This window comes from Thermococcus gorgonarius (assembly GCF_002214385.1).
In the GTDB taxonomy this organism is placed as follows: domain Archaea; phylum Methanobacteriota_B; class Thermococci; order Thermococcales; family Thermococcaceae; genus Thermococcus; species Thermococcus gorgonarius.
Map to the genome: position 1 here is coordinate 245,999 of NZ_CP014855.1, position 14,324 is coordinate 260,322.

At 50.5% G+C, this 14,324-nt stretch carries 15 protein-coding genes and 2 tRNA genes; 9 read left to right on the forward strand and 8 right to left on the reverse strand.

The features are described 5' to 3' along the window. Positions 1–54 precede the first annotated feature (54 nt). The 3 genes from A3K92_RS01440 to A3K92_RS01450 all read right to left on the reverse strand — a co-directional run bounded on the left by A3K92_RS01440 (position 55) and on the right by A3K92_RS01450 (position 3,185). Positions 55–1,245, reverse strand: coding sequence for a coiled-coil domain-containing protein (locus tag A3K92_RS01440; RefSeq protein WP_088884576.1), 1,191 nt, complete (start codon positions 1,243–1,245; stop codon positions 55–57). Between the two features lie 173 nt (positions 1,246–1,418). Beyond that, on the reverse strand, positions 1,419–2,495 hold the full coding sequence (locus tag A3K92_RS01445) for a M24 family metallopeptidase (RefSeq protein WP_088884577.1): 1,077 nt from the start codon (positions 2,493–2,495) through the stop codon (positions 1,419–1,421). 18 nt (positions 2,496–2,513) lie between these two features. Then, complete coding sequence (locus A3K92_RS01450; protein WP_088884578.1) at positions 2,514–3,185, reverse strand: phosphatase PAP2 family protein; 672 nt, start codon at positions 3,183–3,185, stop codon at positions 2,514–2,516. Positions 3,186–3,252: 67 nt separating this feature from the next. Here A3K92_RS01450 and A3K92_RS01455 point away from each other — a divergent pair. Together A3K92_RS01455 and A3K92_RS01460 are read left to right on the forward strand one after the other, a co-directional pair. After that, a tRNA-Asn gene (locus A3K92_RS01455) sits at positions 3,253–3,328 on the forward strand. Positions 3,329–3,334: 6 nt separating this feature from the next. Further along, a tRNA-Ile gene (locus tag A3K92_RS01460) sits at positions 3,335–3,412 on the forward strand. A gap of 52 nt (positions 3,413–3,464) precedes the next feature. Here the strand turns inward: A3K92_RS01460 and A3K92_RS01465 are convergent. Next, positions 3,465–4,289, reverse strand: a complete 825-nt coding sequence (locus A3K92_RS01465) for a hypothetical protein (protein WP_088884579.1) — start codon at positions 4,287–4,289, stop codon at positions 3,465–3,467. Positions 4,290–4,353: 64 nt separating this feature from the next. On the opposite strand from A3K92_RS01465, the gene A3K92_RS01470 reads away from it, so the two are divergent. From A3K92_RS01470 to A3K92_RS09365, 7 genes are all read left to right on the forward strand, one after another. Continuing rightward, positions 4,354–4,569 carry an LSm family protein gene (locus A3K92_RS01470; protein ID WP_088884580.1) on the forward strand — a complete coding sequence of 72 codons (216 nt, stop codon included), beginning with the start codon at positions 4,354–4,356 and terminating at the stop codon, positions 4,567–4,569. 10 nt (positions 4,570–4,579) lie between these two features. After that, the gene (mobB, locus tag A3K92_RS01475) at positions 4,580–5,314 is read left to right on the forward strand and encodes a molybdopterin-guanine dinucleotide biosynthesis protein B (RefSeq protein ID WP_088884581.1); all 735 of its coding nucleotides are present in this window, start codon (positions 4,580–4,582) and stop codon (positions 5,312–5,314) included. A gap of 291 nt (positions 5,315–5,605) precedes the next feature. Beyond that, positions 5,606–6,583: a TAXI family TRAP transporter solute-binding subunit gene (locus A3K92_RS01480; protein WP_088886003.1), complete on the forward strand. Its 978-nt coding sequence runs from the start codon at positions 5,606–5,608 to the stop codon at positions 6,581–6,583. A gap of 12 nt (positions 6,584–6,595) precedes the next feature. After that, positions 6,596–7,051: a DUF1850 domain-containing protein gene (locus tag A3K92_RS01485; protein WP_088884582.1), complete on the forward strand. Its 456-nt coding sequence runs from the start codon at positions 6,596–6,598 to the stop codon at positions 7,049–7,051. A 2-nt stretch (positions 7,052–7,053) separates the two neighbouring features. Beyond that, positions 7,054–9,351, forward strand: a complete 2,298-nt coding sequence (locus A3K92_RS01490; RefSeq protein ID WP_198361948.1) for a TRAP transporter permease — start codon at positions 7,054–7,056, stop codon at positions 9,349–9,351. 91 nt (positions 9,352–9,442) lie between these two features. Then, positions 9,443–9,592 (forward strand): hypothetical protein, encoded by a 150-nt coding sequence (locus A3K92_RS09445; RefSeq protein WP_198361949.1) that lies wholly within the window; start codon positions 9,443–9,445, stop codon positions 9,590–9,592. 175 nt (positions 9,593–9,767) lie between these two features. Then, positions 9,768–9,938: a hypothetical protein gene (locus tag A3K92_RS09365; protein WP_157722400.1), complete on the forward strand. Its 171-nt coding sequence runs from the start codon at positions 9,768–9,770 to the stop codon at positions 9,936–9,938. 54 nt (positions 9,939–9,992) lie between these two features. Here the strand turns inward: A3K92_RS09365 and A3K92_RS01495 are convergent, their stop codons facing one another. From A3K92_RS01495 to A3K92_RS01510, 4 genes are all read right to left on the reverse strand, one after another. Then, complete coding sequence (locus A3K92_RS01495; protein ID WP_088884584.1) at positions 9,993–10,238, reverse strand: hypothetical protein; 246 nt, start codon at positions 10,236–10,238, stop codon at positions 9,993–9,995. A gap of 48 nt (positions 10,239–10,286) precedes the next feature. After that, complete coding sequence (locus A3K92_RS01500; RefSeq protein ID WP_088884585.1) at positions 10,287–12,677, reverse strand: CDC48 family AAA ATPase; 2,391 nt, start codon at positions 12,675–12,677, stop codon at positions 10,287–10,289. A gap of 163 nt (positions 12,678–12,840) precedes the next feature. Further along, on the reverse strand, positions 12,841–13,326 hold the full coding sequence (locus A3K92_RS01505) for an Hsp20/alpha crystallin family protein (protein WP_088884586.1): 486 nt from the start codon (positions 13,324–13,326) through the stop codon (positions 12,841–12,843). 104 nt (positions 13,327–13,430) lie between these two features. Then, on the reverse strand, positions 13,431–14,288 hold the full coding sequence (locus A3K92_RS01510) for an MBL fold metallo-hydrolase (RefSeq protein ID WP_088884587.1): 858 nt from the start codon (positions 14,286–14,288) through the stop codon (positions 13,431–13,433). Between the last annotated feature and the right edge of the window lie 36 nt (positions 14,289–14,324).

The following is a 14,324-nucleotide window of genomic DNA, read 5'->3' on the forward strand; positions in this document are numbered from 1 at the left end:
CGGTAAAGGCTTTGGGTATTTAAGGTTTTTGGATGAAAAAAGAAGAAAAGCAAATCAGGAGTGAGCCACTATGAACTTCTCAACATCCTGGAGCAGACCCAGGCCGATCCCAAAGTGGGCCTTTGCCTCCTTGGGCCTCCCGCGTTTCGCAAGCTCAAAACCGAGCTTGAACTCTTGGATAGCAGTCCTGAGCTTCAGCTCAGCCCCCTTGACGTCCACTCCCTCTCTCTTGAGCTTTTCCAGCGCCCTGGAATCCTTCCTGATGCGTTCCTGGACCTCCTGTCCAAAGGCTTTCAGATCCTTCATCTTCTCCTCCACGACCCTCTCCCTTGCCTCTCTGAGGATGAACCCAACGGCCTTGTAGAACTCCCTCACCGTTTCGCGGTTCTCATGGATGAGCGTTAAAGCCGCAGTGTAGTTGCCCTGGTCGGCCAGCTCCTTCACCTGGTCGTATAGGGCTCTGAAAGCGTCCAGCCTCTCCTGGAGCTCGGTGGTGTTTCTATCTGTCTCGTTTGCCTTTGAGATGACATTCTCGACGAACGCCATGGCCTTCTCTCCCTTGGCCAGGAACGCGTTCACGATCTTATCGGAGTGAGCATAGGCCAGTTCCTTTCTGAGCTCTCTGAGCTCGGCATCAAGCTCCTTCTTGAGTTCGCGGGCCTTTTCCAGGTCTTCCTTAGCCTTTTCAATGTTCTTCTCCTTTATGTCTTCCACGACCTGCAGGTAGGCCTCCTTAGTTTCATTTAAGAGCTCCTTGGCCTTTGAGGTGTCAAGACCGGCTTTCTCCGCAGCAGCGATGGTTCTCTGGGCAGCTTCGAAGTAGCCGCGCATCCTCTCCATTGAGACCCTAACCTCTTCCCTGGCATTTTTGATGCTCTTAAGAACTTCCTTGTACTGATGCATGGCCAGCAGTCCCTCAGTTACTGCCATCGGGTAATCTCCGTTCTGGTAGGCGGTCTCCGCCCTCTCCCTGTACTCCTCGGCGAGGCTGTAGTGCTCCATCACGCTTGAGTTCTCCGGCAGGGTGGCATTCTGGAGGAGCCTTTCCGTTATGTTGTGGAGCTTTTCAACTATGTTTATTATCCTCTCCGCCAGCTCCTTCTCGGGTGTTGTGTTAGTGGTATTGGAAACCGGTGAGTATGCCTCAATCTGCGTTGATGTGTTTTCAGCTGCTAAGCTCATTCCAGCCGGGATCAAAGACCCGACCAGTACGGTCAATACTACGAGGGCCTTCACCCATTTCATGGCAACCACCTCGTTCAACCCTACGAACTTCGACTATTTTAGGGATTCGAGAGAAAAGAGGTCGAAACGACCGTTTCAGCACCAATCTGCGTCCAACCCGCTCAAATTAGTGGTTTCATCGTTTCCATAGTATTTAATCCTAAAAGAAAGGGTTAGAAACCAGAAAAATTATCTCAAAGCACCACAAGCTCTCTCTCGGCCTTCGTTAATCTTGTCCCTCTCCCATCTATTACGGCCACGTCATCCTCTATCCTAACGCCGCCGAGTCCTGGCACGTAGATCCCTGGCTCTATCGTAAAGGTCATGCCGTTTTTGAGGACAACTTCCCCGTCGGGGCCAATGTACGGTTCCTCATGCACGTCCAGACCGAGGCCGTGGCCCGTCCTGTGGGTGAAGTATTCACCGTAGCCCGCCTTCGCTATCGTCTCCCTAGCTACCCTGTCTACTTCTTTGGCCTTTATCCCCTCTCTTACTGCCCTGTAAGCGTTCTCCTGGGCCTCCTTAACGACGTTGTATATCCCAATTAGCTTCTCGTTGGGCTGACCCACCGCTATCGTCCGGGTTATGTCTGAGCAGTAGCCCCCAACCTTCGCACCGTAGTCGAGGATTACCATGTCCCCTTTCCTGATACGCCTTTCCCCGGGGGCATGATGCGGATTGGCGGCGTTTTCCCCGCTGGCCACGATAGGTTCGAAGGATATCCCATCGGAAAGTTCTCTGATCTTCAGCTCGATCTTAAGGGCCAGCTCCTTCTCGCGCATGCCAAGGATGTCCCAGCTTAATACCTCTTCAAAAACCCGATCCACTACCTTGGCGGCGTGCTTCATCATTTCTATTTCCTGGGAGTCTTTTATCATCCTCAGTTCCCTCATTACTAGGCTTAATGGATGAAACTCGAAGGAATTGTTTCCGAGCCTCATAATGCCTATGAGCCAGTCGGCCCTCATGGTGTCCTCAATTAAAATCCTTCCTGAGGACAGTTTGAGATCGGCTAGAATCCAGGAGAGCTTCTCATAAGCGTTCTCCCCGTCACGCCAGAACGTGGTGGGAAAACCCTGGATGACGTTTTCGTAGAGGCTCGGGGCTAAGAGGTGGTAGTCCCCGTTGGCGTTTACGGCCAGAACCGTTAATCTCTCACCAACCTCGTGGAGATTAAGCCCCGTGAGGTAGTAGAAATTTGTGCTTGGACTTATGAGTGCCCCGTCAAAACCTTTCTCCTCGATCAGGGAAACAAACTTTCCGATCCGCAAGTCGATCACCGCTGTTCTTTATCCTCCGGAGTTAAAAAAATTCCTGGAGTACCGATCAACTAGCCATCCCAAGAAGATTCCCGAAAGGGCGTCCCAGAGCCAGTGCTCTGCAAGGAGAACCGTTGAGAGGGGAATTAATACAACCAGAAAGGCCATGATCCTTGCGAGAACTTCCTTTCTCCTAGCCAGAGCTAGGAAACTTATCGTGTCGATGGTGCAGTGAGGAGATGGAAGAACGAACTGGGGTCTAGCATCCCAGCCGGGCGGGGCGTACCTTCTGGGGAGATCGGGATAAACCAGATGGGGCGGAAAAACGTACGCAACCAGGAAGATCGCACTCAACACCAAGAACGAGAGAAGGTAACTCTTTGCAGTTCTTTCGGCCTCCGTGGGGCTGATATAGAGAAGGTAAGCGACGGTACCTACCATCACCCACGTGAAGCCAAGCTTGTAGAGAGCGTCCATCAAGAGATACAGGAAGAAATGGCTTTTTGTCCACAGGAGAAGGCCGAGAACAAAGTCATGAGAGGTTCCAGGGAGTCTAAGGAGGAAATCGGTATAATTGACACTCCAACGGCCAACGATGGGGTAAATCAGGCTGTAAAAAGTCCAGTAGGCATATGCCATCAGAAATAGAATTATCGAACGGCGGTTGGACTCTTGGGGGATTGAACAGGCCTTCCTTTTCATGTCAAGCCCTATGGTTATGAGACCGCAAGATTTATAAATGCACCCTGTGTTCCCTACATTGGGTCGAGCCGCCGTAGCTTAGTTGGTAGAGCGCCGGACTGTTAATCCGGCGGTCCCCGGTTCGAATCCGGGCGGCGGCGCCAGTGAGTGGGCCCGTAGCTCAGCCTGGTCAGAGCGCGCGGCTCATAACCGCGTGGTCGGGGGTTCAAAGCCCCCCGGGCCCACCATAGCTTTTCAGTAACAGTCCTTCTCAGTAAAAAGTTCAAAAATGTAGAGAACTCAAAGGTTTCTAAGCTTCTTGACCTTTCCAGCCTTCCTGTCCACGTAGCCTTTCTTTTCCAGAAACCGCAGAAGATCTTCAAGGAACTCTCTGGAGGCGTTTATCACAAGGGTTCCCCTTTCCGTTGGTATCTCCATCGGCATGGCCTTCAAGAACATTGTTTTTAGTTCCTCCTCTTCGATCTTCCGTTCTCCTATAACACGAAGAAGCTCTGAGGACAGTATAGCCCTGCTTATTAACCCAAAATAGAGTTTTAGCACCTGCTCCTCGGGGAAGTACTTCCCGAGTATCGAGGCTAACTCGTTGATCTTGCCTATATCAAGTTCGTTTATTTCAAATTCGTACTCTTCTACCAGATCCGTGAACACGAACTGCTTCGCTATTTTTTCCACCTTTTCTGGGTTGTGGACGAGTTCGAACGGAAACTTAAATTGGAACCTGACGGATGACACGTCAAACCCGTCTTTGAGTTTTACAGTGCCGTTGGAATACTCCAGCGCTCCCGCCCTAAAGAGCTGGTCAAGAATGTCAGCTACCCACGGTCCTTCGGCCAGGATTTCGTCTACTTTTTCTCCTTCCTTCAAGTGGCCCAGCAGGTGATCCAGGTTCTCTTTGAAGGCGTTGAATCCTTTCAGAATCTCTTCTTTTTCAACGCTTTCCATGGCCTCTATCTTTGCCCTTATCTCTTCCAGGGTACCTTCGATTGCATACCCCACGAAGGCCTCATAGGACTGTCTTTCCCTTGTCTCAAAGGAGATTCCCCTTCCTTTGAACTCCCTCAGGAGGGCTTCCTTTATTGCCGGACTTTTGGTTGCAATCCTCATGCCTTCCACCTATGGCGGAAAGGCTAAAAAGCCTTTTAGACTTTTGGTCGTGGGAGGTGATTTCATGGGGGAAAAGCAGTATCTCCTCGACAGAACCCTTGAGAGATGGAGGGGTAAAAGGATAGCTGTTGGAATCGGAAGCGAGATAAGCTTCTCCGGTGTCTTGACTGATTTTGACGAAGAAGTCATTCTCCTTACAAACGTCACTGATTACGCCGGCAACAGGGCTAGGGAACTTATAGTCAAAATTGACGACATCAACTGGATAACCCTCTTGTGAGGTGCCGCCGATGAGGGCGGTTGCTTTCGTGGGTTATAAGAAAAGCGGGAAAACTACCACCGTCGAGGCAGTCGCAGGAATTCTGAAAGAGCGCGGCTACCGCGTGGCTATAGCCAAGAGCATGCACTCCGAGTTCGACAGAGAGGGGAGCGACACCTGGCGCTTCTCGAGGGTGGCCGATTCTGTTCTTGTGAGGGCAAACGACACCGACGCTCTGCTTTTTAAGGCTAAAGACATCAACGCGCTCTTCTCGATGGTTTCTGCAGATTTCCTCCTGCTGGAGGGCTTTAAGTCGATAAAACACGTTCCGAAGGTAATATGTGCCAGAAATGAGAAAGATGTTAGGGAGCTCAACGATGGGCTTGCTATAGCCGTGAGCGGGGTTATAGCCTCTACTGGAGTGAAAGAGGTGGATGGTCTTCCGGTCATTGACGCCACGAAAGAAACCGAAAAACTGGCAGATCTGGTGGAAAAACGGGCCTTCATGCTACCCAACATAGACTGCGGCCTCTGTGGTTTCAGCTGTGCCGAGATGGCAAGGATGATAGTCAAGGGTGAGAAAACCCCGAGGGATTGTGTGGTTCTAAGTTCGAAGCCGAAAGTAACAGTCAAAATCGATGGCCAGGTTCTCCCCATGAAGGACTGGGTGCAGGAGCTCGTTGAAAAAACGATAAAGGGCATGCTCTCTGCAATGAAGGGCTACCGTGAGGGGAAGAGGATAGAAATAGTTATACGGGAAGATTAATGGCCCGACTTGCTTCTGTGGGCATTGGATTGAATTAGCATTCAATTTTTGTTTATAAATGTAAAAACAAAATGGGCTTTTGCTACTATTTTAACAATACCTTTTTGGGGAGTTTCCCGATACTTTTGAATAAACTTCGGCAAATGTTGGATTGTAGGTGTACTTTTTTGGATCCTCGGCCCAGTAAAAGTTTGCAACCGTAAAGTATATAACTGAACACTTAGAAACAAATGTTCTGAAATGAACTTTAGATTAAACAAACGAACATATATGGTGAATGAGGTGAAGAACATGAAAATGAAAGCACTAGGTCTGGTTGCCATTTTGGTGGTTGCCCTAGTGGCAAGCGGTTGCATCAGCAGTGGTGGTGGAGAAAAAGTTACAATCTACACCGGTGGCACCAGTGGTGTCTATTTCCCACTTGGTTCAAAATACGCGGAGATACTCAATAAGAACGGCATTGAAGCTAAAGCAGTTACAAGTGGTGCGAGCGTTACCAACGCCAAGGCCATTGGGGAAGGAAAAGCTCAAGCTGCTATCCTTCAAAACGACATTGCCTATTATGCCTACCATGGGCTTTACATGTTCGAGGGGCAGGCTGTAAAGAACATACGTGGCGTTGCGGCACTCTACCCCGAGACAGTCCAGTTCGTCGTAAGGGCTGACAGCGACATAAAGAGTCTGCAGGATCTTAAAGGTAAGAAAGTCGCTATAGGTGCTCCCGGAAGTGGAACCGCGGTGGCCGCTGAGCAAATTCTTAAGGCCGCTGGCGTATGGGACAGCATACAGAAGGTCAACCAGAAGTTCAGTGAGGCAGCTCAGAGCCTTAAGCTTGGCCAGATAGATGCTGCCGTTATTGTGTCTGGTGCTCCAACGCCTGCAGTTAACCAGATAGCTGTACAGACCCCTGTCAGAGTTCTTCCAATTCCCGATGATATTCTCGACAAGCTTCACCAGCAGGGTTACATCTTCTACGTCAGGCAGGTACTTCCAAAGGACACGTACAACGGCATGACTGAGGACACCCCGACGGTTGCCGTTAAAGCCATTCTCGCTGTCAGTGCTGACCTCTCCGACGATCTTGTCTACAAAATGACCAAGCTTCTCTTTGATCCAGCTAACCTGGAGGAGCTCCACAATGTTCATGCTAAGACGAAGTTCATAAGTTTGGACACCGCTCTCGACGGTATGAGCATACCTCTCCACCCAGGAGCCATTAAATTCTACGAGGAGAAGGGCATAAATGTTCCAGACAACATCAAGCCGTGATAGGTGAGGTAATTGAGGAGACGTTTTCTTTTTTTAACGGCTCTCTTAGTTTTTTTAATATTGTCACTTACGCTCCCCAGAAAAGTCCTGATAATAAATGATGGCAAATTGGAGAAAATTTATCCCCTCGGGAGCCACTTGCTCGTTGTTGAGTACGTCCACAGCGTTGAGAGAAGCAGAGTAATCGAGATCCTGGAGGTCAATAAAAGCGGCATTTATGCCGTTGGGATGAAATGGCAAGACTTTGGTGCTGGCTTGCCCGAAGATTTCCAGAGGTGGAACGGGGAATGGTACGAGAAGAAAATCAGCATCCCCCTGGGGAAAAGCCTAGATTTCTGGTTTATTCCATTGAACCAGGCCAATATAAGCGTCGATGGGTCTCTAGCTCTAGCTCCTCGGTCTGATACACTGGTTAAGTTCGAAGTTAAATCTTGTCCCTTACTCTTGACGACTTTGAGGAGGTGCTGAAAATGGGTGAAGAACTCCCCAAGCTGGAAAAAGCCAAGGAAGTGGTCATAGAACGTGTAAGAACCCTCCCCCCTATGCTTGAGAACGTTGTTAAGTTAGCTGCTATACTCATAGGTATATACGAAATACTGTTCATTTTCAACTTTAATTATACCCTGTACGACATGTTCCAGAAAATAGGCATTAAGATTGGTATTCTCCAAGTTACCTTCCAGACGAAGCAGGGTGAAGCGTTCGTTCTGGCCATGATCCTGATAATAACCTATTTGCTGTACCCCGTAAGGCGCAAGGAAAAGTACCTCCAAAAAGTTCAGTGGTACGATTACATTTTGGCTATCCTTGGTGCCATCTCAGCTCTGTATCTCTTCGTTGTTTACCAGAGGTACGCTGAGTTCGCTGAGGTCTACCCGAGGGATGTTATCTTTGGAATACTAGCAATAATCCTCGTTCTTGAAGCAACCAGACGGGTTCTGGGCTGGGTTCTACCCACTGTTGTCGTGGTGTTTCTTCTATACGGTATCTACAACATAAACTTTGATTGGATCCGCTTTACCCAGCAGCTTTACTTTGATGAGGGAATATTCGGGATTCCCTTCTTTGTTATGACTATCTATGTTTTTGCCTTTGTGTTCTTTGGTGCCTTCTTGCTTAAGATCGGGATAAGTGATTACATAACCGAATTTATGATAACCCTCTTTGGTTCTAGACCCGGGGGTCCGGCCAAGGCTGCAGTGATATCAAGTGGTCTCATGGGTACTGTAAGTGGATCAAGCGTTGCAAACGTTCTCACCACGGGCACCTTTACGATCCCATTGATGAAAAAAGCAGGTTATCCTCCTGAGATAGCCGGTGCCGTTGAACCCGTTGCATCGACTGGAGGTCAGCTTATGCCTCCGATTATGGGTGCGGCAGCGTTTATTATGGCCGAGTTCTTGGGGGTTCCCTACAACAAGATCATCATTGCAGCCGTTATTCCCGCTCTAGTATACTACGCCGGAGTTTATCTGTTCATTGACCTCGAGACCAAAAGACTGGGCCTGAAGGGGATGCCACGCGAATACTTCACTGGACTCGAATATTTTCTTAGAAAACTTTACATACTGCTGCCCATAGTTGTCATCACTATCGCCTTAGTCTGGGGGATTCCACCCCATATCTCTGCAGTGTCCTCCCTAGGCGTTGCCATCTGGGTTGCTTGGATCTCAAGAGACGAGATACCAGGTCACGAGGGTCTGTACGTTTTGATAGTCCTTATAGCAACGGCACTCATGTTCACGGGCGCTTCAATCTCCACCGCCGTCTCCGGGATCATGATTCTCATGTTCTTTGGTCTCATGGCAATGGCTTTCCTTACCGACGGGGTGGAGTTCAACGAGAAGTTTTACATCACCTCGCTTTTCCTTCTCTTCATAGCTTTGACCAAATACATAGGGATGACGAAGGAGCAAATACTCTTATTGAGCGGTGTTTTTGGAATAATCTTTTCCCTTATCGTCGGCTGGTACTCCAAGAGCGAAAGTGGAAGAGCCATGTATTCGGCCACGTACGAATCCATGATCGACGCAGGAAAGACCAGTACTAGTGTAATGCTTGCAGCTGCCAGCGCTGGCTTAATACAGGGAGTTCTGACAATGACGGGTCTGGTAACTAGTCTTGGTTATCGCCTCGTGGATTTAACGGCCGGTAACCTCTGGCTCCTCTTGATGCTAACTATGATCTTCAGTCTTATCCTTGGAATGGGCGTGCCAACGACTGCCAACTACATTATAACCTCACTTGTGGCCGCGCCCGCAATCTTCAACGCCGTCCAAGGACTCCATCCGTACTCCGATCCGGTGCCGGGTTTCTCAACTCCCATAGCCCTTTTGGCAGCTCACTTTTTCGTGTTCTATTTCGGCATCCTAGCAGATGTAACCCCACCAGTAGCGCTCGCGAGTTACGCCGGTTCGGCCCTCGCCGGAGGGGACTTCTGGAAGACCGCTATGAACGCCGTTAAGTATGCCTTGGCTGGCTATATAGGGCCGTACATATACTTCACGCATCCAGAAATGTTCCTGATAACGGTAAAACACTGGACCGCAGTTACTGCCCTCCAAGTACTCTACGATCTTGGGGCAACTCTCGTGGTAATGTACCTTCTCGCCGTGGCTCTGACCGGCTGGTTCGGGAAACAACTCAGGAGAGAAGTTAGAAGTCTTGCAGGAATCCTTGGCCTTGCTTCCGCCACGCTTAACCCTGTGTTAGTTGGGGCAGGTTTTGTCTTTATTTTGGCGTTTAAATTTTTGGTCGATAAGTCTTAATTTTAAATGCCCTCTTCTTTTTTGTCTTTTCGACGGATGACGTTGAGTTAAGCTTATAAGTTCTTGACATTTTGGCAACTAATGTGATACCATGAGGTGGGAACTTACCCTCCATGGTGGAGATGACCACGGAAAGAGAATAATCTTTGAGGCAGAGTCCGTCGAGGAAGCTAAAATGAGAGCCGTCGAGGAAGTAAAAAGGAGAAACGCCAGGCTCTATGAGCTCTCCAGGTTGCTTTGATTCTATCGGTTGTAGTCTTTGGCTTCCATTCTCTGTTCTTCCCTCAATGTCCAAATTAGTACCTTCCTTAGGATAGTGTTCATCAAAGCCCGAATGTTTCCAGAAATTTATGGACATTTAAGTACTTACCTGTTCAATAAAGCTTTTAAAGAGTATCCAGTGCATTTCACTCAGAGTGATATATGGAGGTGTCAGAATGCTGGCGAGGATAGTTTATTACCGCAGGGACTCCCTTCCAGAGGAGGTCGTAGTTGTTACCAACGATCTGGAAAAGGCTAAGAGACTGGCGAGAGATAGAGCAAAGGAGTTCAACGCCTTTGATTATGAAGTTGAATGGGTTGCCTGACGCTCCTCCCCTCCTCCAATAAGTGAGCGCTAAAATAACAGACAATGGGAGAGCTCAGCTCTCTCCCTCTATCTCTATAACCTTAACGTAGATCGGCATGTTCTGGAGCTCAGATACCATTCTTTCTGCGGCCCTGTTGGAGCGGGCGAGCATGACGAAGGCAACGTCGCCCTTGTACCTTGCCTCGGTGAAGCTTATTATGTCTCCCCTTGCTATCCCGTAACCTATTGCCTTTCTAACTTCATCCTCATACTTGGGAACTAACTTTTCGGGAATGCTCAGCAGAACCCCATAAATCATCCTATCACCTCCCTTGGGAATAGAAAAAGGGCTAAAGCCTAGGGGGCATCAGCCCCTTGACTGTTTGAACTGTTCCTGTATCTTCCTGTAGTACTCCATCGTCTCCTTGCTCACGCTCGGGCCGATCTTCTTCAGTGCCTCCTCGAAGTCCTTCATGGTGACCTTGACCTTCTGCCTTATCTCGTCGGCCTTCATGCCGGGCCTTATGATGCCCTCCTGGAGTGCCCTTCTCATGGCGAGCATCGCTGCCTCTCTGACCACTGCCGCTATGTCTGCACCCGTGTAGCCCTCAGTTCTCTTGGCCAGCTCCTCGAGGTTAACGTCCTCTGCCAGCGGAACCTTCCTGGTGTGAACCTTGAATATCTCGAGTCTCGCTTTCTCGTCCGGCGCTGGAACGAGGATGAGCCTGTCGAACCTTCCTGGTCTGAGGAGTGCCGGGTCGATGATGTCCGGCCTGTTGGTAGCACCTATGACAACCACGCCGCTGTTCTCCTGGATTCCGTCCATCTCCGTGAGGAGCTGGTTGATGAGCCTGTCGGTGACCCTGTTCACATCGGTTCCCCTTCTTGGGGCTATGGCATCAATCTCGTCAATGAATATCACCGTCGGAGCCGCCTGACGGGCCTTCCTGAAGATTTCACGGATGTTCTTCTCGCTCTCACCGACCCACTTGCTCAGCACCTCTGGACCCTTGATGGCTATGAAGTTGGCCTCGCTCTCGTTCGCTACTGCCTTTGCAAGGAGAGTCTTACCGGTTCCAGGCGGACCGTAGAGGAGGATTCCCTTCGGCGGTGTGATGCCGAGACCTATGAACGCCTCAGGATACTTGAGCGGCCATTCGACTGCTTCTCTGAGTTCCTGTTTCACGTCCTCCAGTCCGCCGATGTCGTCCCAGCGAACGTTCGGAACCTCAAGCAGGACCTCCCTGAGTGCTGAAGGCTCGACCATCTTCAGCGCCTCGTAGAAGTCCCTCCTGGTTACCTTGAGCTCCTCCAGGACTTCCTTGGGTATGTACTCGGCCTCGAAGTCGATCTTGCCCTCGTTTATGAGCCTTCTCAGTGCGGCCATTGCAGCTTCTCTCGCCAGAGCGGCGAGGTCGGCACCGACGAAGCCGTGAGTGACCTCTGCCAGCTCGTCGAGCAGGGCATCGATGAGCTTTGCTTTGACCTCATCGTAGAGCTTCTCGTCTATCTCCCTCAGGACCCTCTTGATCTCCTCCTCGTCCTTGGCCTCTTTGACCTTTCTTATTGCCCTCTCGACGAGGTCTCTGTAAGCGTCGTTCTTCTCAAGCTCCTCGAGTATCTCGATGACCTTGCTCTTCCTGAACTCTGGCTCAATGGGCATTCCTCTGGTGTGGATCTGGAGTATCTCCTTCCTTCCCTGCTTGTCGGGAACGCCAACTTCAATCTCCCTGTCAAACCTTCCAGGCCTCCTCAGGGCCGGGTCAATGGCATCCGGCCTGTTGGTCGCGCCTATGACTATGACCTTGCCCCTGCTCTTCAGACCATCCATGAGGGTGAGCAGCTGGCTAACAACCCTCTTCTCGACCTCGCCGTGGGTCTCCTCTCTCTTTGGTGCAATGCTGTCAATCTCGTCGATGAAGATTATGCTCGGAGCGTTCTCCTCAGCCTCCTTGAAGACCTCCCTTAGGCGCTCCTCGCTCTCACCGTAGTACTTGCTCATTATCTCTGGACCGTTTATGGCTATGAAGTGGGCGTTTGCTTCGTTTGCAACGGCCTTGGCAAGGAGGGTCTTACCCGTTCCAGGCGGACCGTAGAGGAGAACACCCTTCGGCGGCTCAATGCCGAGCTTCTCGAACAGCTCCGGGTGCTTGAGCGGGAGCTCTATCATCTCCCTAACCTTCTGGATGACGTCCTTAAGGCCACCGATGTCCTCGTAGGTAACGCCGAGGGCGGTTGCCTTGCTTACCTCCTTAACGGGCTTCTCACTTATCTGGAAGTCAGTAAACTCGGTTATCTGGACTATTCCAGCCGGAGTCGTTGCCGTAACGACGAAGGTCAGCTCCTGTCCGAGGATACCGACCTTTATGTAGTCGCCCCTGACAACGGGCCTACCAACCAGCCTGCTGTGAAGCCACTCGACGAAGTCTCCGCCAAAGCGTATTGGCTCGGTTGGGGCCACTATGACTTTCTTGGCCTCTTTAACGTCGGCCTTCCTGACAGTTACCTCGTCACCCAGGCCAACGCCCGCGTTCTTCCTGATGGTTCCGTCCATCCTGATGATGCCAAGTCCTTCATCCTCTGGGTAAGCTGGCCAGACTACTGCCGCGGTGTTCTTGGTTCCTATGATTTCGACTATGTCACCTGACTGAACACCAAGTTCTCTCATGGCCTTTCTGTCAATCCTAACTATTCCCCTGCCAACGTCCCTCTGATAAGCGGACGCGACTTTAAGTTTGACTTCTCTCCTCTCACTCATGATCATCACCTCACGATTTTTGATTACCATTGGTTACTAAATCACTAATCCTTTATAAACTTTTCGATTTTTCTAAGGGATGGTTATTAAAACTCAAAACCGTTCTCTAAACAGGTCAGAAAAAAGATTAGACCGAGACTGTAAGAAGGTTAAAAATGTCAAATCACTCGATCTTGACTTCAAATCCCTCTTTCTCCGGCTTGGTGGGATTCTTCTTTGGAATCTCGATCTCAAGGACGCCGTTGTTGTACCTTGCTTTGGCCTTCTCCGGGATGACCTCCTCTGGCAGTCTGATGACCCTCCTGTAACCGCTGTAGTAGCGCTCAATCCTTATTGCACCCTCGCGCTCGAGCTCCTTCTCGCGCCTCATCTGGGCTTCGATGTAGACAGTGTCCTCTGTGACTCTGAGCTTGATGTCCTCCTTGCGGACTCCTGGGAGCTCAACGGTTATGACGAACTTGTCACCGCGGTCGAAGATGTCGGCGAAGGGCTCCCTCCAGGTCTCGCTGATGGCGATGCTCTCCTCCGGCTCGCGCCAGCTCCAGATCCTCGGACCGCGCATGATGTCCCTGAATATGGCGTCAATCTCCTCCTGTATCTCCCTCATAAGGTCAAAGGGGTCCCAGTAGCGGTCCCTCCTCCAGGCCATCGGCACCACCTCCCGGTGCCTTTTTGATTACCGTTAGTTACTAAAACGTCACCCTTTATAAACTTTTCGATTTTAGTATGCGGTGGTGACTAAAATCTACCTTGTTATAGCTTCAGCCTGGAGTCGGATTTGATTGGAAGGGCATCGTAACCGAGTCCCCTGAGAATCCTCGCGAACTCATCCGCGAAGCCGTAGACCGTGAAGATTTTCTCCGGCTTAACCCTCTCTACGATTTTCATCAGCTCCCAGAAGTCGGCGTGGTTGCTCAGCTTAAGCTTTCCAAATCCCGAAACGGTAAGCTCCCAGGGAGAAGGCGAGTTCTCAACCCTCGGCGAGCGGTATGAGCGGAGCACAACCTCGCCGTCTTTATCAACGTTCCCGAACTTGACTCCGAACTTGGAGTAAACCCTTGCCACCTTCAGCATTGTTCTGCTCGGCCTAACTGTGTAGCCGTGGACGTCGAGTATCTTCATGACCTCCTGGGCTTTTCCCATTTGATTAACGTAGAGAACCGGCCTCTTTCCACTGTCAAGAGCCTCCTCAACAAATGCCACCAGCTTCTTTTCCGCCTCTCTAGGTGAGGGAAAGGTAAATCTCGGGACGCCGAAGGTGGCCTCGATTATCAGAAAGTCTGCCCTTGGAAAGCGGCTCTTTTCAGCGGTCCTCAGCTTGAACCACTTGGTGTCTCCGGTGTAGAAGAGCGTCCCGCCCTCGAGCCAGAGCTTTATTCCGGCGGAGCCAAGCATATGGCCGGCAGGATAGAGCTTGGCCTTGAAGTCCCCAAGGTAAAAGGTCTTCCCGAAATCGATTTCCCTGTAAAAGCCGCCTTTCCTGAGGTGGCTGAGGTATTTTGTTGCCTTAGTTGAGAAAATAACCTCTCCACTGACGAAGTGGTCTGTGTGGGCGTGGCTCTGGAAGGTGAAGCGCGCCGAGCTGTCGAGGCCGACTTTTCCGATTATCATTGTTATTGAATACGCCCCGATCAATATAACCTTCCC